Genomic DNA, 24,290 nt, shown 5'->3' on the forward strand with positions numbered 1-24,290 from the left:
CCACCCGGACCGCCGCCGGGGGCTCGTCCGCCCGGTCCGCCGCCCGCGCGCGGATCGGCTCCGCAAGGATCGCCGCCCGGGTCACGTCCGGGACCACCCCGGCCACCGGGCCCGCCGCCTCGTCCGGCTGCACCCGTCGGGCTGAGCAAGGACAGCAGCGGCAAGGAGGGCAGGGACGCCCGGGAGCCTGCACCGGCCGACGGGCCGCAAACCCCGGTCGACTGACGCCGACGTGCCCCTTTACGGAGAGTTGATCGTCGCTGCGGTGATCCTCGTCGGACTGGTCGGCATCGTGATCCCGGTGCTGCCCGGCACCTTGCTCGTCGGTGGCGCGATCCTGGTCTGGGCGATCATCGTCGGTGGCGCGGCGTGGGCGGTCTTCGCGATTGTGGCCGTGGTCCTTGCCGTCGGCGAGGTCGTCAAGTACTTCCTCGCTGGTCGCACTCTGCGCTCGGGTGGTATCCCCAACATCACCGTCATCGTCGGCGGTCTCGCCGCCATCGTCGGGTTCTTCGTGATCCCGCTCGTCGGACTGTTCGTCGGGTTCATCATCGGCGCCGCCGCCACCGAACTGATCCGCACCCGCGATGGCGCGGCGGCCTGGCGGGGGACCATCGCGGCCAGCAAGGCGGCGGCCGTGACGATCGGTATCGAGTTGGTGGCAGCGCTCATCGCGACCGGAATCTGGACCGCCGGCGCATTCACATGGTGAGAGCGTCGCTCGCCGGTCCGGTGGCGTGCGTGCTCCTGCTGGTGGCCGGCTTTGTCGACGCGATCGCATTCGTCTTTCTCAACGGCAACTTCGTCTCGTTCATGTCGGGCAACACCACGGTTCTCGGCGCGGCACCGAGTCGGGGGCTGTGGAGCGAGGCCGCCCTCTGCATGACGCTCATCGTGCTGTTCTTTTGCGGCGTCCTGGGTGGGTCGGTGTACAACCGGCGGACGCGACGCTCACCGGTACCGATGCTGGGACTGGTCACGCTGGGACTCGCGCTGGCGGCCGTGGTGGCCGAGCTCGGGGCCGGCACCGCCGCGATGCTGATCGTGACGGTGGCCGCGGGGCTGATCAACACCGTGTTCGAGCGCGACCACCTGCGGCACGGCCTCACCTACGTCACCGGCACGCTGGTGAGCGCCGCCCGACAACTCGCCGACGCGGTGACCGCCGAACCTGGCGAGCGCAACCATCGGGCCTGGCTCGCGAGTATCGGGATGTGGTTCCTGCTGGCACTCGGGGCGGTCGCGGGCGGATTCGCCTACCGATGGATCGCGTTGGGGGCCTTGTACATTCCGGTGGCGCTGCTGGCCGTCGCACTGTTGGCAGTGGGGCTGCTGAGCGGAACGATCAACGGTCCCCCCGACACCGGGTCGGTCATCACGTGAGCACGCAGCCCGAAGGCGTCGTCCAGCAGTTCGGCGTCGATGACGTCGTCGGGTGTTCCTTGGGTGGCGATAGCGCCGTCCTTCATGACCAGCAGTGAATCCGAGTATCGCGCAGCAAGATTGAGGTCGTGCAGCACCATGACGACGGTCTTGCCGTGGTCGGCCTTCAAGGTCGCGACGAGATCCAGGATGTCCACCGAATGGGCGAGATCGAGGTAGGTCGTCGGTTCGTCGAGCAGGAGCAGGTCGGTGCCCTGGGCCAGAGTCAGGGCGATCCACACCCGTTGGCGCTGACCGCCCGAGAGCGCGTCGAGGGTGCGATCGGCGAGGTCGGTGGTGTTGGTCAGTTCCATCGCCTGCGACACCGCGGCCTCGTCCTCCGACGACGCCTGGGAGTACCAGCGCTGATGCGGATGCCGACCGCGGCGGACCAGCTCGGCAACCGTGAGTCCTTCCGGCGCAACGGGATTCTGCGGCAGGATGCCCAGCGTACGGGCGACCTGCTTGGGGCGGACCCGGTTGATGTCGACGTCGTCGAGGTACACCGTCCCCGCCCGTGGCGGCAAGAGGCGGGCCAGGCAGCGTAGCAACGTCGACTTCCCGCAGCCGTTGGCGCCGATGAGCGTGGTGATCTGGTGGTCGGGGATCGCGAGGTCGAGGTCGGAGATCACGACGCGATCGTCGTAGCCGACCGAGAGATGTTCGGCGCGTAGGCGACTCATGTGGTGGCCTTTCGGGACATGGTGACCATCAGGTAGATGAGGAACGGGCCGCCGAGTGCGGCGGTGACGATGCCGACGGGCAGCCCGTCCAGCCCGGGTACGCCGATCCGGCACAGCAGATCACCGCCGAGCACCAGAGCCGAGCCCAGCAGCCCCGAGGCGAGCGGAGTGGGGACCGCGGTCCCGGTCAGGCGCATCGCGATCTGTGGGGCGAGCAGCGCGACAAAGGCGATCGGGCCCGCCGCCGACACCGACAGCGCGGTCACCCCGACAGCGACGAGCAGGATGGTCGTCGACATCGCGGTGGTGCGGACACCGAGTGCGCGAGCGAGGTCGGGTCCGAGGGACAGTGCGTCGATCTGCCGGGACAGCAGCGCCACGATGACGATGCCGACCGCCAGGCCGCCGGCGACCGGCCACACCTGCGACCACGTCGCACCCGACACCGACCCGACCAGCCACACCTGCGCGTTGGCGACGTCGTTGATCTCGGCGCGGGTGAGCAGGAAGCTGGTCAGTGCCTGCAGCATCCACGTCATGCCGACACCGATGAGCACGAGCCGGAACGGGCTGATGCCGTGATTCGACCGTCGGCCCGGCCAGGCCAGCAGGTACATCGCGACCGCCGTGGCAAGGGCGCCGATCAGCGCCGACGTCGGGACGCCGAGATCGGCGAACCAGGCACCCCAGCTGGTGGAGAAGGCGATCGCCGCCACGGCTGCCGCGCTCGCCCCTGCGGTGATGCCCAGGATGTCGGGGGTCGCGAGGGGATTCTGCGCGATGAGCTGCGTGAGTGAGCCGCACATGCCCAGCCCGAAGCCGACGAGCAGCGCGACGAGGGCGCGGGGCAGCGTCACGTCGAAGACGATCACGTTCTCGATGCGACGTCCGCCGCCGAGCAGGATGCGAGCCACGTCGATCGGGGTGAGCGGGAAGTCGCTGACGCCGATGCTGGTGAGGAACAACAGCAGGGTGAGTGCCGCCAGCACCGTGGTGACCAGCACCATCCGCGGTCGGATCAGCCACGACGCCTCGACGCGACGCGGCGTGGGCAGCGTGACCGCGAGCCGGACCGGTTTCGTCATACGCTCGCCAGCTTCTGTTTGCGGACCATGTACATCAGGAACGGCGCGCCGACGAAGGCGAGCATGATGCCCACCTGCACTTCTGCGGGCCGCGCCACGACGCGGCCGAGGATGTCGCAGCCGAGCAGCAGGATCGCGCCGAGGAGCGCGGAGTAGGGGATGATCCAGCGGTAGTCGGATCCGGTGAACACGCGTGCGATGTGCGGGGTCACAAGACCGAGGAACACGATCGGCCCACACGCTGCCGTCGCTGCACCGATGAGCAAGGTGATCGCCAGGATGCCGATGCCGCGGATCACCGCGACCCGCGACCCCAGGGCACGCGTCATGTCGTCGCCGAGGCTCAGCACGTTGAGGAAGAACCCGCTGGCCAACGCCAGGACGAGCCCGACCACGATGAACGGCAGGCTCGCCCAGAACACGTCCATGCCGCGTCCGGCGGTGGCGCCGACGCTCCAGAAGCGCCACGCATCAAGCGAATTCGAGTCGACCAGCACGATCGCCGACGTTATGGCGGTCAGCATCGCAGTCAGCCCGGTGCCGGCCAGCACCAGTGTCAACGGGCTGGCACCGGACAGTGCCGACAAACCGAACACCGCGGCGGCCGCCACCACCGCGCCGATCAGACCGAACATCATGAACGCGATCGGGCTCTGGATGTTCAGCACGTAGATACCCCCGACGACGGCGCATGCGGCACCCGCGTTGACGCCCAGCATGCCGGGGTCGGCGATCGGGTTGCGCGTGTGCCCCTGGGTGATGGCCCCAGCGGCTCCGATCGCGAGGCCGACGACGAGCCCGAGCAGGGTGCGCGGAATCCGGAGGTCCCAGACGATGTCGTCGAGGTCGTCGTTGCGCTCGATCGCAGGCATGCGGAAGTGCGTCACGGCGTCCCAGATCTGCGCACCACCGGCAGAAAAGCTGTCCCACACCGATCCGATCGGTGTGACGCGCGTCCCAACGGCGACCGACAAAAACAGCAGCGCCGCCAATACGGCCATGAGCAGGGGAATTCCCGCAATTCGGCGCACGAAGGGTCACCTTACCAACCGTCGAAATCCGCGTATGCAACCGAGAACGAACAAATTTCACTTGCGTAACAAACGTCACAGAAGACTGGGATTTGGCTGAGGTGTGAGTAACGATTCGCCCAGTGTTGGTCGATAGTCCGGGTACACCGCGACCGAGGAGGACGGTCGCCGAACGAGGAAGGTAGTCGATGAGAACCACTCTCAAACGAGCAACCACTGCGGCGATGGTCGCCGCGGGTGTGGCGGCCGGGACTCTCGCAGGCACGGGGGCATCGCAGGCAGCGACGCCGGGCGATCTGCAGATCACCGGCAGCGTCGAATGCCACTTCGGCCAGTGGGGGCAGCCGTGGAACAAGGCGTGGTACATGTACCGCTGGATGACCGTCCGCAACATCGGCGGCAGCACCATGCACAACGTCAATCTCCACGAGATCAACGGCAAATCCGTCTACATCAAGGAGCTCAAGCCCGGACAGACGATGTCCAAGTGGAGCAAGAAGGACAACCGCTGGATTCGACCCATCGAGACCCGCTGGACCGGTTGCTTCCCGAGCTCGATCTCCGGGTACACGATCGGCGCGGAGGCCGAGAACCTGGCCAACAACTTCGGGTACTGGCGAAACGACCGAACGATCTGACAGTTCGAGAACAGGCCATGCGCCTGGTGAGGTGACGGGCAGGACGCACCCGAAACACCCGCCGACGCAACAGAAAAGAGCGGCGACCGATGGATTCCCGGTCGCCGCTCTTTTGCGCTTTGCTAGGCCGTGGGCCGCGACACCTTGTCGGGCTCCGATGCGGCAAGCATGTCCTCACGCTCGACGACCTTGACGCGTTCGCGTCCTTCGGCCGCACCCAGTGCGCGCTCGTGCTCGTCGAGGCGGTACCAGCCGTCCCAGGTGGTGAACGGGATGCTCTTGGACTCGAGCAGCTTGATCACGGCGTCCTCGGAAGGGTTGGCCGGGTTGAGCAAGGCGTCGTTGGTCATGTCTTCGAGGATGCAGTCGACGGTCTCGTTCGCGTCGCCCTTGGTGTGGCCGATGAGGCCCACCGGACCGCGCTTGACCCAGCCGGTGGTGTAGATGCCGGTGAGCTGAGCACCCTCGTCGAAGACGCGTCCGGCCTCGTTGGGGATGACGCCGGCCTGCGTGTCGAACGGGATCTGCGGCAGGTTGTCCGACAGGTAGCCGACGGCCCGGTAGACCGCGCCGAGGTCCCAGTCGGTCATCTTGCCGGTCGGCTTGACGTTGCCGGTGCCGTCGAGCTGGGTGCGCTCGGTGCGCAGGCCGACGACCTTGCCGTCCTCGCCGAGGATCTCGACGGGATTCTCGAAGAAGTGCAGGAACAGCTTGTGGATGGCGCCCTGCTTGGGGTCGCGGATCGCGTAGTTCTCGATGATCGTGGCGACCTGGTCGGTGATCTTCGAACCACGGCGTGCGACGGCAGAACCCTCGTCGTACTCGATGTCCTCGGGGCTGACGACGACCTCGATGTTGGGCGAGTGGTCGAGTTCCTTGAGTTCGAGCGGGGTGAACTTGGCCTGCGCAGGTCCGCGTCGGCCGAACACGTGCACCTCGATGGCCTTGTTGGCCTTGAGGCCCTCGTAGACGTTGGCCGGGATCTCCGTCGGCAGTAGCTCGTCACCGGTCTTGGCCAGCACGCGTGCGACGTCGAGGGCGACGTTGCCGACGCCGATGACGGCGACCTTCTCCTGATCCAGCGGCCAGGTGCGCGGGAAGTCGGGGTGACCGTCGTACCAGGCCACGAACTGTGCGGCGCCGTAGCTGCCGTCGAGGTCGATGCCGGGGATGTCGAGGGCGCGGTCGTCGGTGGCACCGGTCGAGAAGATCATCGCGTCGTAGTGGTCGCGGAGTTCGTCGAGCGTGATGTCGGTGCCGTAGTCGATGTTGCCGAGCAGGCGGACCTGCGGCTTGTCGAGGACCTTGTGCAGCGCGGTGATGATGCCCTTGATGCGGGGATGGTCGGGGGCGACGCCGTAGCGGATCAGGCCGAACGGCGCAGGCATGCGCTCGTACAGGTCGATGCTGACACCGCGTTCCTTGGCGGTGTCGGACTTCATCAGGGCATCGGCAGCGTAGATCCCGGCGGGCCCTGCGCCAACAATGGCGACCCGTAGTGGTCGGCTCTGGTCGGTCATCTCGGAGGCGTTCCTCGTTGTCGGTGGTGGCCGGTGCGGACGTGTCCGGCTGTGGTTATCCCTTCTACGGTAGGCGCTGGGACGTCACACCCCAAAATCTCTGTGAGGGTCACCTCACTTCCGAGCCGGCGATCGGCGCCCGATGACCGTGCGATCGGACACACATGCGGTGTCGATAGGATTGCCGCGTGTCAAAGCAGGTGAAGCCCGAACCGGTCGAGGAGGAGCCGGCCCCGAAGTCCTGGCGGAACGCGTGGCCGTTCTTTGTGGCGCTCGGGGCGGTCGTCCTGGCGGTCGCCGGCCTGGGGTTGTCGCATCTGCTGCGGCCCGCGGAGGACCGGGCCAGTGAGACGGCGCAGGTGCAGTACGCGATCAACGACTTCTACACCGCACGCAACGGCGCGAACTACGCGGCGTACCGGGAGCACACGTGCGCGGCCGACCTCGCGTCGCCGCAGTTCATCACCGAACAGGCCTTCGTCGCGCAGAACGAGGGCCTCAAGGACAACCCCATCCAGATCCCGGAGATCACCGACCTGACGGTCGAGGGTGACCGTGCCACCGCGCAAGTACATTGGCATCGCAAGGACTCATCCGACAAGGTGACCACGACGCCGACGATCGTGGTGCGCGAGAACGGCGAGTGGAAGGTGTGCAGCTCGTGACCTATGCAGGAGACCTGACCCCGCAGCAGGCCTGGGAGAAGCTGGAGAGCAACCCGAAGGCTGTGTTGGTGGACTGTCGAACTCAGGCCGAGTGGTCCTTCGTCGGTGTGCCCGACCTCGAAATCCTGGGCAAGCGAACCATTTTCGTCGAATGGAATACCTTCCCCAACGGCGCGCACAACGAGTCGTTTGTCGCCGAACTGCGCGACGCCGGCATCGCCGACGACCACGAGGTCATCTTCCTGTGCCGGTCGGGTCATCGATCGATCGGCGCCGCGGAGGCCGCGACCGCCGACGGGGTGGCGCTCGCCTACAACGTGCTCGACGGATTCGAGGGTGCGTTGGACGAGAACGATCATCGGGGGCAGGTCGGTTGGCGCGCCCAGAATCTTCCGTGGAGGCAGTCGTGAGCGCAGCGAGCGAGCTGGCCGACCATAGGGACCGGAGGCAGTCGTGAGCGCAGCGAGCGAGCTGGCCGACCATAGGGACCGGAGGCAGTCGTGAGTGAGTTTTTCGAGCTACCTGATGGGGTGTCGCCGCAGACCGTCGCGGTTCGGGGTGGTCTGGCGCGGTCGGGGTTCTTCGAGACCTCGGAGGCGATGTACCTCACCAGCGGCTACGTCTACGACTCGGCGGAGGCGGCCGAGCGGGCGTTCACCGGTGAGGACGAGCGATTTGTCTACTCGCGCTACGGAAATCCGACGGTCGCGATGTTCCAGGAGCGGCTGCGTCTGCTCGACGGCGCCGAGGCGTGTTTCGCGACGGCCAGCGGCATGGCCGCGGTGTTCGTCGCGCTGGGTGCGCTGCTGAAGACCGGTGACCGACTGGTGGCGGCCCGCAGTCTGTTCGGGTCGTGCTTCGTGGTCTGCAACGAGATCCTGCCGCGGTGGGGTATCGAGACGGTCTTCGTCGACGGCGAGGACCTCGACCAGTGGGAGCAGGCGCTGTCGGTACCGACCGACGCGGTGTTCTTCGAGACCCCGTCGAACCCGATGCAGGTGCTCGTCGACGTGGAGAAGGTGTCGGAGATGGCGCATGCGGCCGGCGCAAAGGTGGTGCTGGACAACGTCTTCGCCACACCGCTCCTTCAGCGCGGCCTGGATCTCGGGGCCGACGTCATCGTCTACTCCGCGACCAAGCACATCGATGGCCAAGGCCGCGTGATGGGCGGCGCGGTCCTCGGCACCAAGGAGTACATCGACGGACCCGTGCAGACGCTGATGCGTCACACCGGCCCGGCCATGAGCCCGTTCAACGCGTGGACCCTGGTCAAGGGACTTGAGACCATGCAGCTGCGCCTCGACGCGTCGGTCGCTTCGGCGCTGCGGGTCGCCGAATTCCTGGAGCGCGACACCCGCGTCCGGTGGGTGAAATACCCGTTCCTGCAATCACATCCGCAGTACGACCTCGCGAAGTCGCAAATGGGTGGCGGTGGCACCGTGGTGACCTTCGAGCTCAACGACCGCTCCGGCGTCGACGGCAAGAAGCGCGCATTCGAGGTGCTCAACGGCCTGCACATCATCGACATCTCCAACAACCTCGGAGACTCGAAGTCGCTGATCACGCACCCGGCAACCACCACTCATCGTGCGATGGGACCGGAAGGGCGTGCGGCGATCGGGCTCGGCGACTCGGTGGTGCGACTGTCGGTCGGGCTCGAGGGCGCCGACGACCTCATCGAAGACCTCGACCGCGCGTTGGGCTGACGCTCGGGCCCCGGGCTCCGAAACTGCTCACGATTTCCGCCCTGGCGAGAGGCGTCGTCGACGATATGTCAACGGGTCGTCTGCCTCGGGCGGATTTCCGGTGCAGGTTTCGGGGGCGGATTTCAGAGGGCCAAGCCTGTGGCGCGATCAGCCGTAGTCACCGACACCGAGCGCGTTCAGAACGGTGCGCAGTTTGACGGCCGTCTCGTCCAGTTCGGCCTGCGGGTCGGAGTCGGCGACGATGCCGCCACCCGCCCAGGTGCGAAGGTGCCGGTGGTCGGCGGCCAGTTCGAGGCACCGGATGGTGACCATCCACTCGCCGTCGCCGTGCGCGTCGCACCAGCCGAGCGCGCCGGCGTAGAAGCCTCGATCACCTTCGATCTCCCGAATCATCTCTGCCGCAACATCACTCGGTGTGCCGCACACCGCTGGTGTCGGGCCGAGGAGTAGCGCGAGGTCGAGGGCGGTGGTCGCCGGGTCACGCAGTGTCGCACGGATCGGCGTGGCCAGATGCCACAATTCCCCGGTAGAACTGATCTCGGGTTCCGGCGGTGCGTCGACGTGGTCGCAGAGCTGGGCCAGTCGTTCGCGGATGTGGTCGACGACGAAGGCGTGCTCGGCGCGGTCCTTGGCAGACGCGGCGAGTCGCTCGGCGGCGGCGGCGTCTGCGGTCGGGTCGTCCGACCGCGGCGCCGACCCGGCATACGGATGACACGTGACCTCGCGACCGTGCTTGCGCAACAACATCTCTGGGCTTGCGCCGAGCAACCATGCGCCGGTGCCGAGGTCGACGGCGAATGCGTTGTGCCCGGCATTGCCGCCCGCGAACACCTCGACCAGCTCGCCAGGGTCTACCGGCGGATCGACCTCGAGGTCGACTCGTCGGGCCAACACCACCTTGTCGACCTCGCCGGCGACGATGCTCTTGATCGCGTTCGCGACCCGGTCGCGGTGTTCGGCGGCGTCCGGGTGAAAACTCTGGGCGACCACGGTCCGTGGCGTCGCGGGTCGACCGCCCAGCGGTGCGTCGTCGAAGTCGAGCCGGTTCGGTGCGACGAGGGCTACTGCGTCGTGTGGGTCGAAACCGATGGCCCCGGTCAGCGACCTGATCTGGCCCGATCGCAATGCGGCCGACGCGGCGTCGACCTCGGTGAATCGCCGCGCTACGCCGTGGGCGCGCACGGTGCCACGGGGTCGGGAGAGGACGAACACGGTCGGGTCGGTCGGCTGCACTCCCTCACGCTACCGAGTGAGTGCACCCCTATTTCCGCTCACGCTGAGTGAAAATTGACACCCCTGGGCCTCGTCGGTCACTCTTGGTGCAGGTCATGAGTGCCAGTGACAAGCCCCGGCTCGCTGGTCGGCAACCCTCCTCCGTTGGTGGGGTGCTCCGGGTGACGACCTGGCCGTTTTCGACGTGAACGCGGCAAGCACGGATTCCTAGGAGTATTTGCCATGACTGCTGTCCTTCCTGTCGCTCGCGAGACACGCTTCGACGTCGCTGCCGCGGCACCCGTCGTCGGCGCCGACACGTGCGTGCCCCTGATCACCGGCGAGAGCATTCGCTACGCGAACCTCGACTACGCCGCGAGTGCACCCGCGCTGACCTCGGTCGCCGACGCCGTGACGCGCTCGCTGTCTGAGTACGCCAGCGTCCACCGCGGTGCCGGCTACCTGTCGCAGCTCAGCACCACCCGCTACGAGGAGTCGCGCGAGACCGTGCGCCGATTCCTGCGGGGCCGCACCGACGACACCGTCGTGTTCACCCGCAACACCACCGACGCCATCAACCTGGCCGCGCATATCACCCCGGGCGACGTGGTGGTCCTCGACATCGAGCACCACGCGAACCTGCTGCCGTGGACCACGCCGCTCGATCCGGCCACTCGTGTGCGGGGTCGGGTGGTCGAGGCGTGCGACACCATCGCCGACACGCTGATAGCGCTCGAGGCCGAATTGGCGTCGAAACCCGCTGCACTGCTTGCCGTCACGGCCGCGTCGAATGTGACCGGAGAGGTGCTGCCGATTGGACGCCTCGCGTCGATCGCCCATCGTCACGGCGCGCGGATCCTGGTCGACGCCGCGCAACTGGTTGCGCACCAGCCGATCTCGATCGTCAGCCACGGCATCGACTATCTAGTCTTCTCCGGACACAAGACCTACGCGCCGTTCGGTGCGGGTGTGCTCATCGGGCGCCCGGACTGGTTCGACGCGGCAACGCCGTATCTCGCCGGCGGTGGTGCCACCCGCGACGTCTCCGCGGGTGGCGTCACCGCAACGTGGCACACCGGCCCGGCCCGCCACGAGGCGGGATCACCGAATGTGCTGGGCGCCATCGCGATCGCGGCAGCGTGTGACGCTTTGACCGAACTCGGCCCCGAAACGATAGGCCTGCACGACGAGACGCTCCGGGCCCGACTCGATGACGGCCTGGCCGCCATCGACGGCGTCACGCCGTTGCGCATCTTCGACGATTCGCGCAATCGGGTCGGCATCGCGGGTTTCGTCGTCGACGGGGTGCCGCCGCGCGTCGTCGCCGAATACCTGAGCGACCACCACGGCATCGGTGTGCGCGACGGAAAGTTCTGTGCCCATCCGCTTCTGAAGCGCTTGGGTCATCCCGAGGGTGCTGTTCGCGCGAGCTTCGGCTTGGGGACCACCACCGAAGACATCGATCGACTGCTCGACGCACTCACCGAATTCACAGGGGGACAACGGAAATGACCATCACCACGCCCGCCCGGTCCACTGTCAGCATCGGTCGTCCGGCGTTGCGAGTCGCCGTCGCGGGCGACGACGTGGCCCAGTCGCTGCCGATCGTCGTGCGGCGAGAGTTGTTACGGGAGGCCCAGCGTGCGCGTTCGCTGCTGCGATCCGGGACCCACGATCCCGCGAACTTCGCTGTGGCACTGGAGGTCGAGGTGGCCATAGCCCCGACGCCTGCGTCCGCGCGGGCCGCGGTCGCACACGCCGACGCCACGCGTGACGAGTCGGCGTCGGAGACCATCCGGTACGTCGGCACCGCCCACGGCCTGACCACACTGATCCGCGACATCTACGCCGCCGAGGTCGCCGACGCCGTGATCCTGGTGCCGATCGACGGGTCGGCGACCGCACGCCGGGTACGCGAACAGGTGTTGCCGTACTTCGCCGAGGAGCGTCGTCGGGTCGCGTGAGGGGTTCCGCTGTAGGCAATCTGTACCTGGGAGCGCCACCACGTGCACTGTGCAGCTGACGCGCCTCCCGCGTACAGATTTCCGACGGGGAGACGGAGCTCTCGGTGCTCAGGCCTCGCCACGTTCCCATTGTTCGATGAGCCGTGCCTGCGATTCGTCGGTGAGTGTGCCGTAGAGCTTGAACCGGGCCATCCCGCCGTCGGGGTAGATGTCCATGCGGGCCTCGGTCATGGGGCGGTCGAGGTCGAGGACGAAGCGGTGCCGGGTGTCGGGCTGGAGTTCGGTGCGGGGCAGCACCTCGAACCATTCGCCGTCGCCGTCGCGTCCGCGCACCATCGCCGACCCCGGCGCGTTGCCGAGGAAGTAGCTGGTGTCGAGTTCGACGAGACTCACCAGTCCCTGCCCGGCCAGGCGCACCTGCACCCAGTCGTTGCCCTCGTCGCGTCGACGAGAGGTCTCCCAGCCCTCACCCATGTGCCGCGCCCGGCCGGGCATCAGGAGGTTGTTGGGGGAGCTGTAGAACATGTTGGAGCAGGCCGTGATCAGGCCACCGTTCTCCAGCGCGGCCAGATCGAAGTGTCCATAACGGAAGAAGTGTGGGTCGGGCACACCCCGACCGTGCACTCGGAAACGTGCGACACCGCCGTCGGGATGCATGGTGAGCCGGACGTGGGTGAAGCGATTGGTGGCGTCGACCTTGAACGGGTTGCGCGTGTCACCGTCGACCGCCTGCTTCTCGACGATGGTCACCCACTCGGTGTCCTCGACCAGTTGCTCCGCCGACACCACGCCCTCGACCGCGGCCGCCTCGACGGAGATGAACGGCGGATAGTTGCCCTTGAACCACGAGGTGTCGACGACCACGCCGTACACCACGCCGGGCGCCCCGAGCCGGACGATCGCCTGGTCGACGCCGGTACGACGCCGACGACGTGTCTCCCAGCCGTCGTAGACCTGTCCTTTGTGGCCAAAGGTCGCCGGTTGGTACTGCGCAGGCGGTGTCTTGATGAGGTTCTGGCTCTCGGCGAACAGGTCGTCGTTGGTCCAGACCACCGCGCCGCCCAGGTCTCGAAGTGCCAGGTCGGGCATCGACGTGAAATGTGGGCGGGAACCTGACGGAATCGGCGGCGGCTGAGGGGTCACGGGTTCCGATCTTATAGAGGCATTTGCCTGGGCTGCCTCCCGAGCGCATACTTGCCACGCGCAACTAATTGCGGTCAGAAACTAGTTGCATCCGATAACGATTCGAGGAGGCCGAGATGCTCGACGACGCTCCCATCGACGAACTCTTCGACACCCTCGCCCGCTATCTGCGTATCCGCGACCGAGCCGTGCACACCACGTTCCGCACGCCCGACGGGGAGTTCGAGACAGCTGCGTACAAGGCCCTGTTCCATCTGGCGAGGCAGTCGATGCGGTCGCGGGAGGTCGCGGAATCCCTGCGCGCCGATCCGTCGACCGTCAGCCGATACGTCGCGCAACTCGTCGATCAGGGATTGATCCGCCGTGAGGCCGACCCCGACGACGGCCGCGCCACGCTCCTGGTCATCACCGACGCCGGACGCGACCGCGTGGACCTGATGCGGACGATGCGGCGCGATGCGATGAACAACGCCATGGGCGACTGGACCAACGACGAACTGCGGACCCTGGTGAGCCTGCTCGGCCGGTTTGTGGATGCCGCGGAGACGGCGATCGCCCCCGCACAGGACTGCACGGAAGAACGCCGATGAGCGAGCAAACCGAGACGGCCGGAGTCGGACTGACGCACCGCCAGATCCTGACGATCCTCGCCGGGCTCATGATGGGCATGTTCCTCGCCGCGCTCGACCAGACGATCGTGTCGACGGCCATCCGCACCATCGCCGACGATCTCCAGGGCTACGACCTGCAGGCCTGGGTGACCACCGCCTACCTGGTCACCTCGACCATCGTGACGCCGCTCTACGGCAAGCTCTCGGACCTGTACGGGCGCAAACCCTTCTTCCTGCTTGCCATCTCGATCTTCATCGTCGGATCGCTGTTGTGCAGCATGGCCACGTCGATGTACGAGCTGGCGGCCTTCCGGGCCCTGCAAGGTCTGGGTGCGGGTGGCCTGTTCACGTTGGCGCTCACCACGATCGGCGACATCGTGCCGCCGCGCGAACGGGCCAAGTACCAGGGCTACTTCCTCGCCGTGTTCGGCACGTCGAGCGTGCTGGGTCCGGTGCTCGGCGGGTTCTTCGCCGGTCAGTCGGAGATCCTGTGGGTATCCGGCTGGCGTTGGGTGTTCCTGGTCAACGTGCCGATCGGCATCATCGCGCTCGGTGTGGTCTACAAGGTGCTCAACTACGACCAGCAGAAGGGCACCGGTGGGCGCACCGACTATTGGGGCGCAACAGCGCTCGCGGTCGCCGTCGCACCGCTGCTCATCGTCGCCGAACAGGGTCGTGAGTGGGGTTGGACGTCGGGCCTGGCGTTCCTCTGCTACGGCATCGGAGCGGCCGGCGTCGCGGCGTTCATCTGGATCGAACACACCATGGGCGACGACGCGCTGATTCCGTTGCGCGTGTTCAACAATCGGGTGTTCACCCAAGGCGTCATGATCTCGGTGGTGGTCGGCGCGGTGATGTTCGGCGGTATCTCCATGCTGCCGCAGTACTTCCAGGTCCTGCGCGGATCGAGCCCGATGGTGGCCGGACTGCAGATGCTGCCGATGGTGCTCGGCCTGATGACCGGCTCGATCATCTCCGGCCAATTGATCTCGCGGACAGGCCGTTACAAGATCTTCCCGATCATCGGTTCGATCATGATCACCGTGATGACCTTCCTGCTGCACACCGTCGGCGTCGACACCCCGATCGCGATCGTGATGGCCTATGCCTTTGGCCTCGGGTTCGGGTTGGGCAACATGATGCAACCCATCATGCTGGCCATGCAGAACATCTTGGCGCCCAAGGACATGGGCATGGCCACCGGGACGGCAACCTTCTTCCGTCAGATCGGCGGCACGCTGGGCGTCGCGGTGTTCTTCTCGATGCTGTTCTCCCTCATGGGGCCCAACATCAAGGACGAAATGGTCACCGCCGCACAGACTCCCGAGTACCGGGCGGCCGTCGTCGAAGCCGCCGAGAGCGACGACCCGCAGGTCAGCGGGTTCGCGAAGTCGTTGATCGCTGCGTCGGAGAATCCTGGTGCGTCATCGTCGTCGGAGAGCGTCATGTCGGACACGTCGGTGATCGAGAAACTGCCACCCGAACTCGGCGACCCGATCAAACGCGGCTTCGCCGATTCGATGGACACGGTGTTCCTGGCCGTCTCGATCATGTCGATCCTGGCTGTCATCGGCACCATCACCTGGCGCGAGCTACCGCTGCGATCGGGGAAGCCGATCGGACGACCGGAATCGGCGCCCGCCGCGGGGTAGGTCGAGACGCTCAGCCGCGCGACGGCTCGTTGGCCTGCTCGGCGTGCTCGGCGAGACGGTCGATGGCCTCTTGGGCAACCTTCTCGGCCTCGGCCCTGCCGACCCAGCCGCCCGGCTGAACCTCTTTGCCGGGTTCGAGGTCCTTGTAGTGCTCGAAGAAGTGGGAGATCGGGCCGAGCTCGTACTCGGAGACGTCGTTGATGTCCTGGATGTGATCCCAGCGGACGTCGCCCGCAGGGACGCACAGCAGCTTGTCGTCGCCGCCGGCCTCGTCGGTCATCGTGTACATGCCGACGATGCGCGCCCGCACGATGATGCCGGGGAACACGGACTCGGGGAGCAGCACCATCGCGTCGAGCGGGTCACCGTCCTCGCCGAGGGTGTTGTCGATGTACCCGTAGTCGGCGGGGTAGCCCATCGAGGTGTACAGGTACCGGTCGAGGTAGACCTTGCCGGTCTCGTGGTCGACCTCGTACTTGTTGCGGCCACCCTTGGGGATCTCGATGGTCACATCGAATTCCACGGTTCCTCCTGGCAGTCTTGATCGTGATTGATTCGGCGTCCGACGTGCTCGAGCGGGCGCGCGCGGGCTCAACGATACTGTTAGACCCAACGCACCGTTGCACCGACCGCACCGTCACCGACCCGGAGGTTCCGTGGGCGCACCCGCCAATCCGACTCCTCGCGCCAGGCGTCGTCGGCCGCTGCTGTGGACGCTGATCACGGTGTTGATCCTGGCGATCATCGCCGCCGCGACCGTCGTCGTCGCACTGAAGCTCGACGAGGACACGGAAGAACCGCTGCCCGCGGGCATCCCTCCGCAACCGGCGTTGATCGTGCCGAATCCGCAGGTCAAGCCCGTTTCGGCGACCGCTCCGATGCCTACTTCGGCCGGGGTGTCCCGGGAGATCGCCGGCGAGCTGCGCGACCCGGCGCTGGGTGTGCTGACCGGCCAGATCAGCGACGCCATCACCGGTCAGGTGCTGTGGACGCGCAACGCCGACGACCCGCGTATCCCGGCGTCGAACGACAAGGTGCTCACCGCCGCCGCGGTGCTGCTGGGGATGCCGCACGACCTGCGGCTGACCACCACCGTCGTCCTCGGACCCGGCGGCGAACTGATCCTGAAGGGCGCGGGCGACCCGACACTGTCGGCGCAGCCCGTCGGCGCCGACACCTTCTACACCGACCCCGGACGCATCGCCGACCTCGCCGCGCAGATCAAACGCTCCGGCGTGCCGGTGACGTCGGTGGCCATCGACCAGAGCGCGTTCTCTGGGCCGTCGATGGATTCCACCTGGGATCGCCGCGACATCGCGGGCGGCGACATCGCGCCGATCGAACCCCTGATGGTCGACGGCGCGCGCCTCGAACCGCTCGACGAGTACTCGCCGCGCACCCCCACTCCGGGTCTGGCCGCGGGTCGGGCGCTGGCCGATGCGCTGGGAGTCCAGGGTCGGGTCACGCAGACCACCGCCCCCGCGAACGGTCGGGTCGTCGCGTCGGTCCAGTCGGCGCCGCTGGTCACGCGGGTCAACGACATGCTGCGCTACAGCGACAACGTGCTGGCCGAGACGCTGTCCATCGAACTCTCCGTGCACCAGGGCGGACCGCCCACGCTCGCGGCGGGCGTCGACGCGATCGAGAAGACCTTGCAGCAGACCTTCGGCGCGCAATGGGCCGGGACCACGTTGCGTGACGCGTCGGGCATCTCCTACGCCAACCGGGTGCCCGCCGAACTCCTCGACGCGGTGATGACTGCAGCAAGTGGGCCCGCGCAACCGGCGATGCGACCGATGCTCGACGGATTGCCGATCGCGGCGGGCATCGCGGGCACCCTCGCCGACCGCTTCGACCCGACGACCAACCCGGGCGCCGGCTGGGTGCGCGCCAAGACCGGAACCCTGACCGGGGTCAGTTCGTTGACCGGGATAGTGCAGACCATCGACGGCCGTGTGCTGTCGTTCGCCCTGATGTCGGGCGGGACGTCTCCGGCCGACGCCCGGCCGGCGTTGGATGCGGTCGTCGGACAACTGAGGGAGTGTGGCTGTCGATGAGTGAGTCCGTGGTTGATCAAGCCGTGTACGAATCGGAGCCGGTGGGTGCCCGGATCGATTGGGGGTTCGCGTCATCGACGGCCAAACGGCTGACCCGGCCCGGCCCCAAGACCACCGCCTACACCCGCGACGCCGCCTACGCCGAACTCGACGACGCGGCCCGGCGTGCCGAGGGACCGGTGCGGGAGGTCACCGGCCTGGCCGACGGCCTGCCCATCCCGACCGCGCGCATCCTCGACCGCAAGGGCTGGATCGACGCGGCGTCGTTGTCGATGCGCAGCATGTTGGGTGCGGATGACGCTGAGCTCGACGACGGGATTCTTGCCGGCGCGACGGCGAAGATCGGCGGCCTGCAGGCCGGTGGTCTGCTCGCGTTCCTGTCGACGGCGATCCTGGGCCAGTACGACCCGTTCACCGTCGGCAGCGGCGGTGAATCCGATCCCGGTGTGCTGATGCTGGTGGCGCCCAACATCATCGCGGTTGAGAGGACGCTGAAAGTGGTGCCGTCGGATTTCCGGCTGTGGGTGTGTCTGCACGAGGTGACCCACCGCGTGCAGTTCTCCGCGAACCCGTGGCTGCGTAACTACATGCAGGACAACATCGAGATCCTCACCACCGATGCCGGTGAGTCGGCAACCGAGGTTGTTTCGCGACTCACCAAGTCACTCAAGAGCGATCAGCCGCGTGAGAAGGGTGTCCTCGGTGCGATGCAGTTGCTGCAGACGCCCGAACAATACGACGCGTTCCGCCGAATGATGGTGCTCGGCACCCTGCTCGAGGGGCACGCCGACCACGTCATGGATGCGGTCGGACCTGCACAGGTGCCGACGGTCGAAAGCATCCGCGCGGCATTCGACAAGCGGCGCACCGCCCCACGAAATCCGGTTCAGCGCATCATCCGCGCCCTCATCGGCATGGATGCCAAACTGGCCCAATACATTCGGGGCAAGGCCTTCGTCGACGCGGTGGTCGGCGAGGTGGGCATGGAGCGGTTCAACACAATTTGGACGTCGCCGGAGACCATGCCGCTGCCCGAGGAGATCGACGAGCCGTCGGCATGGATTCGGCGCGTGCTGTAACCCGCGCGATCGCCGACTTCGCCGCGGTGCATCTGCGCGGAGTGACTCGCGTGTGCGTCGGGTTGTCGGGCGGGCCGGATTCGCTTGCGCTGACGGCAGGTTCGGTGCGGGCGGGGCTGTCGGTGACGGCGCTCGTCGTCGACCATGGTCTGCAACTCGGTTCGGCCGATGTCGCCGACGCGGCGGCCGACGAAGCCCGTGGGCTGGGTGCGGATGCCATGGTGCTGCCGGTGACGGTCGGCGTCGACGGCGGTCTCGAGGCGGCTGCGCGGGCGGCGCGATACGCGGCGCTCGACGCCGCGCGTGGTGGTGCCCCGGTTCTGTTGGGCCACACCATGGACGACCAGGCCGAGACGGTGCTGCTCGGGCTGGGTCGAGGTTCCGGCGCTCGCTCGATCGCGGGTATGCGCGCGTGGTCGGCGCCGTGGGGTCGGCCGCTGCTGGGTGTGCGACGGTCTACGACGCTCGCTTTGTGCACCGAGTTGGGGCTGGCACCCCATACCGATCCGCACAACCGCGATCCGCGATTCACCCGCGTTCGGCTCCGTGGCGAGGTGCTGCCGCTGCTCGAGGACGTGCTCAAAGGCGGTGTGGCCGAATCATTGTCGAGGACAGCGTCGGCGTTGCAGGCCGATAACGATGCTCTCGATGGTTACGCGGAGGAACTCGCCGGGCGCGCCGCGACCGACACGGGTCTCGCGGTTGCTCTGCTTGCCGACGCGCCAGATGCCGTGCGCACCCGCGTGATCCGACGGTGGCTGCTCGGCGTCGGCGCCACCGAGCCGACCGCTCGGGTCATCGGTGCAGTCGACGAACTGGTGATGCGATGGCGAGGCCAGGGTGGCGTCGCCATCGGGGGTGACGGCGCCGTGCGACTCGAGGTGGCTCGGGTCGGTGAGGTGATCGGTGTGGAGCGCACGCCTCGCTGATCCGAAGGGCTCGGTGGCCGACCCTGTGAACTGCGGAAACACGCAAGTACCTGCCCGCAAAATCTAGGGGAAGAAGTTTCTTCCCCGGGGTTCGTAGTCGTCCGCGAGAATTTTCTGGGGGAGGACTCCAAGGGTAGGGGAGGAAGTTTCGTCCCCTAGATTTTGTGGGCGCATGGGCCTGGGCGTCACGTTCCGTGGAACGCGACGGCCGACGACCGGTGACTGAGATCGGGCCCGTCAGCGTCCGCTTCCGGGACATGCCCGGATGACCACCGTCAGGGGCCCGATCCTGGCCGCCGGTTCGGCCCTCTTCCCGCTTCCACGATCGACGACGACGACGTCGGCCGGTGGGGTAGGGGCTCTTGAATCCCGAATCGCCGTTACCGTACTGTCACTTAGGTACATCCAGCCGTGTCGGTGGACGCTGCTGACCGCCAAGCTCGTCGTCTTCGGGGTGCTCGGGGCCGCCACCACCGCGGTGGCCGTCGCGGTGACCAACAGCGTGCTCCCACGACTCTCGCCGAACACATGGTCCGAGGTGTCGCTGTTCACCTCGGAGGGCATCCGGTTCTTGTGGGCGATCCCGCTCTACACCGTGCTGCTGATCGCGTTGGGCCTCGGACTCGTGGCGCTGATCCGCCACACCTACCTGGTCATCGCGTTGGTGCTGTTCGTCAAACTGGGCACCGAGGCGTTCCTGCTGCTCGCCGACATCGACCTCGGCGATGCCTTTCGGCACTACTCGCCGTTCATCAATGCTGAATCCAGCACCGGGCAGCTGCAGGGGATGCCCGAGGGGATCTGGGGCGTCAACATCGCGATCCTCTATTACGCGGTGTTCTTCTTGGCGGTGTTCGGCCTCGGCCTGTGGCGGGCGTCGCGGGTGAGTCGGACGTGAGGCGGTTCACCGTACATGGCACCCTTGAACCGTGCACAGCACCGATCCTTACAGCGATGACATCGAAGCCGTTCTGATCACCGAGGATCAGATACGGGCGCGAACGGCCGAGCTCGCCGCATCGATAGGTTCCCGGTATGCCGACATCGACGAGGATCTCGTCCTGATCGGAGTTCTCAAGGGCGCCATCATGTTCATGACCGACTTCGCTCTGGCCCTGCCGATCCCGTCGCAGATGGAGTTCATGGCGGTGTCGAGCTACGGGTCGTCGACGTCATCGTCGGGTGTGGTCCGCATCCTCAAGGACCTCGACCGCGACATCGAGGGCCGTGACGTGCTGATCGTCGAGGACATCATCGACTCGGGCCTCACGTTGTCGTGGCTGATGAAGAACCTGGCGACCCGCTCACCGCGCAGCCTCGAGGTGTGCACGTTGCTGCGCAAACCCGAGGCGGTGCGCTCACCGGTCCGCGTCGCGGAGGTGGGCTTCGACATCCCCAACGAGTTCGTCGTCGGCTACGGCCTCGACTACGCCGAGCGCTACCGCGACCTGCCCTACATCGGCCGGCTCAAGCCGTCGGTCTACACGCACTGAATAGCGGGGTAGGGAACGGTTTCACCAGCGTGATCGTTGACCGGTAGCCTCTATGTGTACCTACCGTGGGAAGGACATGGGAACGGTCGCGGGCCCCAACCGGCGAGCCCGACCCCACCAACACGCATGAACCGTAAGTCAGTCTTCCGAAACCTGGCCATTCTGGCGCTAGTACTGCTCGCCCTGTGGGGCTGGAGCGTGCTGCGCGATTCGGACCGGGAGTACACGGGCGTCGACACCTCAGTCGCGCTCACCCAGCTCGATCAGAAAAACGCCAAGTTCGTCAGCATCGACGACCGCGAGCAGCAACTGCGGATCGAGCTCAACAAGTCGATCAAGCACGACGACAAAGACGTCGACAAGATCAGCGCCAAGTACCCGGCACAAGCGGGCGACCAGATCTTCGACCAGGTCAAGGCCACCGGCGCGCCGTACACCACCAACGTCAACGAACAGTCGGTGCTCTGGCAGATCCTGCTGTTCGCCCTGCCGATGATCCTGCTGTTCGGTCTGTTCTTCTTCGTCATGAACCGCATGCAAGGCGGTGGTCGCGGCGGCGTGATGGGCTTCGGCAAGTCCCGCGCCAAGCAGCTCACCAAGGACATGCCGAAGACGACCTTCGCCGACGTCGCCGGCGCCGACGAGGCGGTCGAAGAACTCTACGAGATCAAGGACTTCCTGCAGAACCCGGCGCGCTATCAGGCGCTGGGCGCGAAGATCCCCAAGGGCGTGCTGCTGTTCGGTCCGCCCGGTACCGGTAAGACGCTGCTCGCGCGGGCCGTCGCCGGGGAGGCCGGGGTTCCGTTCTTCACGATCTCCGGTTCGGACTTCGTCGAGATGTTCGTCGGTGTCGGCGCATCGCGTGTGCGCGACCTGTTCGAGCAGGCCAAGCAGAACAGTCCGTGCATCATCTTCGTCGACGAGATCGACGCGGTCGGGCGTCAGCGTGGCGCCGGACTCGGCGGTGGCCACGACGAACGCGAGCAGACGCTCAACCAGCTGCTGGTGGAGATGGACGGCTTCGGTGACCGGTCGGGCATCATCCTGATCGCCGCGACCAACCGTCCCGACATCCTCGACCCCGCACTGCTGCGCCCCGGCCGCTTCGACCGGCAGATCCCCGTCGGCAACCCCGACATGGCCGGCCGCAAGGCGATCCTGCGTGTACACGCCAAGGGCAAGCCGATCGACCCCGACGCCGACCTCGACGGCTTGGCCAAGCGGACCCCCGGCATGTCCGGCGCCGACCTGGCCAACGTCGTCAACGAGGCGGCGCTGCTCACTGCGCGCGAAAACAAGCAGACGATCACCGCGGAGGCGCTCGAAGAGGCGGTCGACCGGGTGATCGGGGGCCCGCGCCGCAAGAGCCACGTCATCAGCGAACACGAGAAGAAGGTCGTCGCCTACCACGAGGGCGGACACACCCTCGCGGCCTGGGCGATGCCCGACCTCGACCCCATCTACAAGGTCACCATCCTGGCCCGCGGACGGACCGGCGGCCACGCCCTGGCCGTGCCCGAGCAGGACAAGGACCTGATGACGCGGTCGGAGATGATTGCGCGTCTGGTGATGGCGATGGGGGGTCGCGCCGCGGAGGAACTCGTCTTCCACGAGCCGACGACGGGCGCGTCGTCCGACATCGACCAGGCGACCAAGATCGCGCGTGCGATGGTCACCGAATACGGCATGTCCGCAAAGCTGGGCGCGGTGCGCTACGGCCAGGATCAGGGCGATCCGTTCCTCGGACGGTCGATGGGGTCGCACACCGACTACTCGGCCGAGATCGCCGGCGAGATCGACGACGAGGTTCGTCGCCTCATCGAGGCCGCGCACACCGAGGCATGGGCGATCCTCTCGGAGTACCGCGACACCCTCGACGTGCTGGCCACCGAGTTGCTGGAGAAGGAGACGCTCACCCGCAAGGATCTCGAGAAGATCTTCTCCGACGTCGAAAAGCGTCCGCGGATCACCGCGTTCAACGAGTTCGGTGAGCGCACCCCGAGCGACAAGCCGCCGGTGAAGACACCGGGAGAACTGGCGATCGAGCGCGGCGAGCCGTGGCCGCCGGAACCCGAGCCGGTGCCCGAGCCCGTCGGTGCGGCGGGGTACCCGGGTGGTCCCCAGGTGCCCGGGCAGATCCCGTCCTATCCGCCGGGAACTCCGGGACAGGCGTATCCGGGACAGCACGGACAGGGCACGCCCTACCCCCAGTACCCGAATCCTCAGTATCCGGCACCGAACTACCCGAACCCCCAATATCCCAATCCGCAGTACCCGAACCCCCAATATCCGAACCCGCAGTACCCGGCTCCGCCGGAGCACGCAGGCGGGGGCACGCGTCCCGACTATGGCGCGCCGCGGGATTGGTCGGCACCGGGCTGGCCGCCCCAAAACTCGACGCCACCGGACCCGACGCCGGGCCGGCCGCCAGAGATCAACGGCACCGGGCACGGCAGCGGTGACACCAACGGCACCAACGGCAGCGGAACCAACGGCAGCGGGCCAGGTCAGGGGACATGACGATCAGCGAACGCCACGACGCCGAGTTCGACACCGACTCCGATGTCCCCGGAACCGGCTTCGACCAGGCACGTGCAGAGGCAGCGGTCCGCGAGTTGTTGATCGCGGTGGGGGAGGACCCGGAGCGAGAAGGGTTGCGGCGCACGCCAACCCGCGTCGCCAACGCGTACCGGGAGATGTTCGCCGGGTTGTACACCAACCCCGACGAGGTGCTCGCCACGACCTTCGACGAGGACCACGACGAACTCGTCCTCGTCAAGGACATCCCGATGTACTCGACCTGCGAACACCACCTCGTGTCGTTCCATGGCGTCGCGCACGTCGGTTACATCCCGGGCGTCAGCGGGCAGGTGACCGGGTTGTCGAAGCTCGCTCGGCTCGTCGACCTGTACGCCAAACGGCCGCAGGTGCAGGAACGGTTGACCAGTCAGATCGCCGACGCGATCGTGCGCAAGCTCGATCCGCGCGGGGTGATCGTGGTGATCGAGGCCGAACACCTGTGCATGGCGATGCGCGGTATCCGCAAACCCGGCGCGACGACCACGACTTCCGCGGTCCGAGGCCTGTTCAAGACCAGCGCGGTCTCCCGCGGCGAAGCGCTCGACCTGATCACGCGGTGACCGCGTCTGCGCGCTGCCTCGTCATGGGGGTCATCAACGTCACCGCCGACTCGTTCTCCGACGGTGGCCGCTACCTCGACGCCGATGCGGCGGTCGCGCACGGACTCGAACTCGTGGCACAGGGCGCCGACCTCATCGATGTCGGCGGTGAATCGACGCGGCCCGGTGCGATTCGGGTCGACCCGGACCTCGAGGCGGCGCGGGTGACACCGGTGATCGCTGCGCTCGCCGAGCAGGGTGCGCGCATCTCGGTCGACACC

Annotated in this window: 24 protein-coding genes, 2 pseudogenes and 1 riboswitch; of the genes and pseudogenes, 19 read left to right on the plus strand and 7 right to left on the minus strand. The window is 67.1% G+C overall.

Annotation, left to right across the window (positions count from 1 at the left end):
- The 3 genes and pseudogenes from ABZW74_RS19560 to ABZW74_RS19570 form a co-directional block, all read left to right on the plus strand.
- Nucleotides 1-225, plus strand: a pseudogene (locus ABZW74_RS19560) (hypothetical protein); the annotation flags it as partial.
- Between the two features lie 7 nt (nucleotides 226-232).
- The gene (locus ABZW74_RS19565) at nucleotides 233-712 is read left to right on the plus strand and encodes a DUF456 domain-containing protein (protein ID WP_240859314.1); all 480 of its coding nucleotides are present in this window, start codon (nucleotides 233-235) and stop codon (nucleotides 710-712) included.
- Nucleotides 706-1,260: pseudogene (locus ABZW74_RS19570) on the plus strand (YoaK family protein); the annotation flags it as partial. The gene ABZW74_RS19565 and the pseudogene ABZW74_RS19570, both read left to right, overlap by 7 nt.
- Here ABZW74_RS19570 and ABZW74_RS19575 read toward each other — a convergent pair.
- From ABZW74_RS19575 to ABZW74_RS19585, 3 genes are read right to left on the minus strand one after another with little or no spacing between them, the layout of a single operon-like run.
- The gene (locus ABZW74_RS19575; RefSeq protein WP_240859312.1) at nucleotides 1,257-2,105 is read right to left on the minus strand and encodes an ABC transporter ATP-binding protein; all 849 of its coding nucleotides are present in this window, start codon (nucleotides 2,103-2,105) and stop codon (nucleotides 1,257-1,259) included. The pseudogene ABZW74_RS19570 and the gene ABZW74_RS19575 overlap by 4 nt on opposite strands.
- Nucleotides 2,102-3,190, minus strand: a complete 1,089-nt coding sequence (locus ABZW74_RS19580) for an iron ABC transporter permease (protein ID WP_240859309.1) — start codon at nucleotides 3,188-3,190, stop codon at nucleotides 2,102-2,104. Before ABZW74_RS19580 ends, ABZW74_RS19575 begins: the two co-directional genes overlap by 4 nt.
- Nucleotides 3,187-4,191: an iron ABC transporter permease gene (locus ABZW74_RS19585; RefSeq protein WP_240859482.1), complete on the minus strand. Its 1,005-nt coding sequence runs from the start codon at nucleotides 4,189-4,191 to the stop codon at nucleotides 3,187-3,189. The genes ABZW74_RS19580 and ABZW74_RS19585 overlap by 4 nt, the downstream gene beginning before the upstream one ends.
- Nucleotides 4,192-4,409: 218 nt before the next feature.
- Between ABZW74_RS19585 and ABZW74_RS19590 the strand changes: the two genes are divergently transcribed.
- Nucleotides 4,410-4,859 carry a hypothetical protein gene (locus ABZW74_RS19590; protein ID WP_240859308.1) on the plus strand — a complete coding sequence of 150 codons (450 nt, stop codon included), beginning with the start codon at nucleotides 4,410-4,412 and terminating at the stop codon, nucleotides 4,857-4,859.
- Between the two features lie 122 nt (nucleotides 4,860-4,981).
- Here the strand turns inward: ABZW74_RS19590 and ABZW74_RS19595 are convergent, their stop codons facing one another.
- Nucleotides 4,982-6,379 carry an FAD-dependent oxidoreductase gene (locus ABZW74_RS19595; RefSeq protein ID WP_355278596.1) on the minus strand — a complete coding sequence of 466 codons (1,398 nt, stop codon included), beginning with the start codon at nucleotides 6,377-6,379 and terminating at the stop codon, nucleotides 4,982-4,984.
- Between the two features lie 188 nt (nucleotides 6,380-6,567).
- Here ABZW74_RS19595 and ABZW74_RS19600 point away from each other — a divergent pair, with 188 nt between their 5' ends.
- The 3 genes from ABZW74_RS19600 (at nucleotide 6,568) to ABZW74_RS19610 (ending at nucleotide 8,750) form a co-directional block, all read left to right on the plus strand.
- The gene (locus tag ABZW74_RS19600; RefSeq protein ID WP_355278598.1) at nucleotides 6,568-7,044 is read left to right on the plus strand and encodes a hypothetical protein; all 477 of its coding nucleotides are present in this window, start codon (nucleotides 6,568-6,570) and stop codon (nucleotides 7,042-7,044) included.
- A complete protein-coding gene (locus ABZW74_RS19605) occupies nucleotides 7,041-7,454 on the plus strand; it encodes a rhodanese-like domain-containing protein (RefSeq protein WP_355278601.1) in 414 nt (137 codons plus the stop codon). Before ABZW74_RS19600 ends, ABZW74_RS19605 begins: the two co-directional genes overlap by 4 nt.
- A 90-nt stretch (nucleotides 7,455-7,544) precedes the next feature.
- The gene (locus tag ABZW74_RS19610; RefSeq protein WP_355278603.1) at nucleotides 7,545-8,750 is read left to right on the plus strand and encodes an O-succinylhomoserine sulfhydrylase; all 1,206 of its coding nucleotides are present in this window, start codon (nucleotides 7,545-7,547) and stop codon (nucleotides 8,748-8,750) included.
- Nucleotides 8,751-8,897: 147 nt separating this feature from the next.
- Here the strand turns inward: ABZW74_RS19610 and ABZW74_RS19615 are convergent, their stop codons facing one another.
- Nucleotides 8,898-9,962 carry an isochorismate synthase gene (locus ABZW74_RS19615; RefSeq protein ID WP_355278636.1) on the minus strand — a complete coding sequence of 355 codons (1,065 nt, stop codon included), beginning with the start codon at nucleotides 9,960-9,962 and terminating at the stop codon, nucleotides 8,898-8,900.
- 112 nt (nucleotides 9,963-10,074) lie between these two features.
- Nucleotides 10,075-10,189, plus strand: a riboswitch (SAM riboswitch).
- Between the two features lie 16 nt (nucleotides 10,190-10,205).
- Here ABZW74_RS19615 and ABZW74_RS19620 point away from each other — a divergent pair.
- On the plus strand, nucleotides 10,206-11,474 hold the full coding sequence (locus ABZW74_RS19620) for an aminotransferase class V-fold PLP-dependent enzyme (protein ID WP_355278606.1): 1,269 nt from the start codon (nucleotides 10,206-10,208) through the stop codon (nucleotides 11,472-11,474).
- The gene (locus ABZW74_RS19625) at nucleotides 11,471-11,926 is read left to right on the plus strand and encodes a hypothetical protein (RefSeq protein ID WP_355278609.1); all 456 of its coding nucleotides are present in this window, start codon (nucleotides 11,471-11,473) and stop codon (nucleotides 11,924-11,926) included. Before ABZW74_RS19620 ends, ABZW74_RS19625 begins: the two co-directional genes overlap by 4 nt.
- Before the next feature lie 108 nt (nucleotides 11,927-12,034).
- Here the strand turns inward: ABZW74_RS19625 and alc are convergent, their stop codons facing one another.
- On the minus strand, nucleotides 12,035-13,015 hold the full coding sequence (gene alc, locus ABZW74_RS19630) for an allantoicase (protein WP_355278611.1): 981 nt from the start codon (nucleotides 13,013-13,015) through the stop codon (nucleotides 12,035-12,037).
- Nucleotides 13,016-13,185: 170 nt separating this feature from the next.
- Between alc and ABZW74_RS19635 the strand changes: the two genes are divergently transcribed.
- Together ABZW74_RS19635 and ABZW74_RS19640 are read left to right on the plus strand one after the other, a co-directional pair.
- A complete protein-coding gene (locus ABZW74_RS19635; RefSeq protein ID WP_355278614.1) occupies nucleotides 13,186-13,659 on the plus strand; it encodes a MarR family winged helix-turn-helix transcriptional regulator in 474 nt (157 codons plus the stop codon).
- The gene (locus ABZW74_RS19640) at nucleotides 13,656-15,332 is read left to right on the plus strand and encodes an MDR family MFS transporter (protein ID WP_355278617.1); all 1,677 of its coding nucleotides are present in this window, start codon (nucleotides 13,656-13,658) and stop codon (nucleotides 15,330-15,332) included. The genes ABZW74_RS19635 and ABZW74_RS19640 overlap by 4 nt, the downstream gene beginning before the upstream one ends.
- Before the next feature lie 10 nt (nucleotides 15,333-15,342).
- Here the strand turns inward: ABZW74_RS19640 and ABZW74_RS19645 are convergent, their stop codons facing one another.
- Nucleotides 15,343-15,855, minus strand: coding sequence for an inorganic diphosphatase (locus ABZW74_RS19645; protein WP_355278619.1), 513 nt, complete (start codon nucleotides 15,853-15,855; stop codon nucleotides 15,343-15,345).
- A 205-nt stretch (nucleotides 15,856-16,060) separates the two neighbouring features.
- On the opposite strand from ABZW74_RS19645, the gene dacB reads away from it, so the two are divergent.
- The 8 genes from dacB to ABZW74_RS19685 form a co-directional block, all read left to right on the plus strand.
- Nucleotides 16,061-17,389, plus strand: coding sequence for a D-alanyl-D-alanine carboxypeptidase/D-alanyl-D-alanine-endopeptidase (gene dacB, locus ABZW74_RS19650; RefSeq protein ID WP_355278639.1), 1,329 nt, complete (start codon nucleotides 16,061-16,063; stop codon nucleotides 17,387-17,389).
- Nucleotides 17,386-18,468: a zinc-dependent metalloprotease gene (locus ABZW74_RS19655; protein ID WP_355278622.1), complete on the plus strand. Its 1,083-nt coding sequence runs from the start codon at nucleotides 17,386-17,388 to the stop codon at nucleotides 18,466-18,468. The genes dacB and ABZW74_RS19655 overlap by 4 nt, the downstream gene beginning before the upstream one ends.
- Nucleotides 18,447-19,397 (plus strand): tRNA lysidine(34) synthetase TilS, encoded by a 951-nt coding sequence (gene tilS / locus ABZW74_RS19660; protein WP_355278624.1) that lies wholly within the window; start codon nucleotides 18,447-18,449, stop codon nucleotides 19,395-19,397. Before ABZW74_RS19655 ends, tilS begins: the two co-directional genes overlap by 22 nt.
- Nucleotides 19,398-19,662: 265 nt before the next feature.
- Complete coding sequence (locus ABZW74_RS19665) at nucleotides 19,663-20,295, plus strand: hypothetical protein (protein ID WP_355278626.1); 633 nt, start codon at nucleotides 19,663-19,665, stop codon at nucleotides 20,293-20,295.
- A gap of 31 nt (nucleotides 20,296-20,326) precedes the next feature.
- Complete coding sequence (hpt, locus tag ABZW74_RS19670) at nucleotides 20,327-20,890, plus strand: hypoxanthine phosphoribosyltransferase (protein WP_355278629.1); 564 nt, start codon at nucleotides 20,327-20,329, stop codon at nucleotides 20,888-20,890.
- Nucleotides 20,891-21,016: 126 nt separating this feature from the next.
- Entirely contained in the window at nucleotides 21,017-23,410 is a 2,394-nt protein-coding gene (gene ftsH, locus ABZW74_RS19675) for an ATP-dependent zinc metalloprotease FtsH (protein ID WP_355278632.1), read from the plus strand.
- A complete protein-coding gene (folE, locus tag ABZW74_RS19680; protein ID WP_355278634.1) occupies nucleotides 23,407-24,030 on the plus strand; it encodes a GTP cyclohydrolase I FolE in 624 nt (207 codons plus the stop codon). The genes ftsH and folE overlap by 4 nt, the downstream gene beginning before the upstream one ends.
- A gap of 23 nt (nucleotides 24,031-24,053) precedes the next feature.
- The coding region (locus tag ABZW74_RS19685) for a dihydropteroate synthase (protein ID WP_355278642.1) at nucleotides 24,054-24,290 on the plus strand (237 nt) is incomplete at its 3' end.

Origin of the sequence: Gordonia sp. NPDC003585 (assembly GCF_040610755.1) — a bacterium.
Classification (GTDB): domain Bacteria; phylum Actinomycetota; class Actinomycetes; order Mycobacteriales; family Mycobacteriaceae; genus Gordonia.

Bases quoted from the DNA above. Each gene is read 5' to 3' on its own strand.
- ABZW74_RS19665 (WP_355278626.1), top strand. From the start codon at position 19,663: ATGACCACCGTCAGGGGCCCGATCCTGGCCGCCGGTTCGGCCCTCTTC.
- folE (WP_355278634.1), top strand. From the start codon at position 23,407: ATGACGATCAGCGAACGCCACGACGCCGAGTTCGACACCGACTCCGAT.
- ABZW74_RS19580 (WP_240859309.1), bottom strand. From the start codon at position 3,190: ATGACGAAACCGGTCCGGCTCGCGGTCACGCTGCCCACGCCGCGTCGC.
- ABZW74_RS19625 (WP_355278609.1), top strand. From the start codon at position 11,471: ATGACCATCACCACGCCCGCCCGGTCCACTGTCAGCATCGGTCGTCCG.
- ABZW74_RS19655 (WP_355278622.1), top strand. From the start codon at position 17,386: ATGAGTGAGTCCGTGGTTGATCAAGCCGTGTACGAATCGGAGCCGGTG.
- ABZW74_RS19585 (WP_240859482.1), bottom strand. From the start codon at position 4,191: ATGGCCGTATTGGCGGCGCTGCTGTTTTTGTCGGTCGCCGTTGGGACG.
- ABZW74_RS19595 (WP_355278596.1), bottom strand. From the start codon at position 6,379: ATGACCGACCAGAGCCGACCACTACGGGTCGCCATTGTTGGCGCAGGG.
- ABZW74_RS19620 (WP_355278606.1), top strand. From the start codon at position 10,206: ATGACTGCTGTCCTTCCTGTCGCTCGCGAGACACGCTTCGACGTCGCT.
- tilS (WP_355278624.1), top strand. From the start codon at position 18,447: ATGGATTCGGCGCGTGCTGTAACCCGCGCGATCGCCGACTTCGCCGCG.
- ABZW74_RS19590 (WP_240859308.1), top strand. From the start codon at position 4,410: ATGAGAACCACTCTCAAACGAGCAACCACTGCGGCGATGGTCGCCGCG.
- alc (WP_355278611.1), bottom strand. From the start codon at position 13,015: ATGCCCGACCTGGCACTTCGAGACCTGGGCGGCGCGGTGGTCTGGACC.
- ABZW74_RS19640 (WP_355278617.1), top strand. From the start codon at position 13,656: ATGAGCGAGCAAACCGAGACGGCCGGAGTCGGACTGACGCACCGCCAG.
- ABZW74_RS19635 (WP_355278614.1), top strand. From the start codon at position 13,186: ATGCTCGACGACGCTCCCATCGACGAACTCTTCGACACCCTCGCCCGC.
- ABZW74_RS19575 (WP_240859312.1), bottom strand. From the start codon at position 2,105: ATGAGTCGCCTACGCGCCGAACATCTCTCGGTCGGCTACGACGATCGC.
- ftsH (WP_355278632.1), top strand. From the start codon at position 21,017: ATGAACCGTAAGTCAGTCTTCCGAAACCTGGCCATTCTGGCGCTAGTA.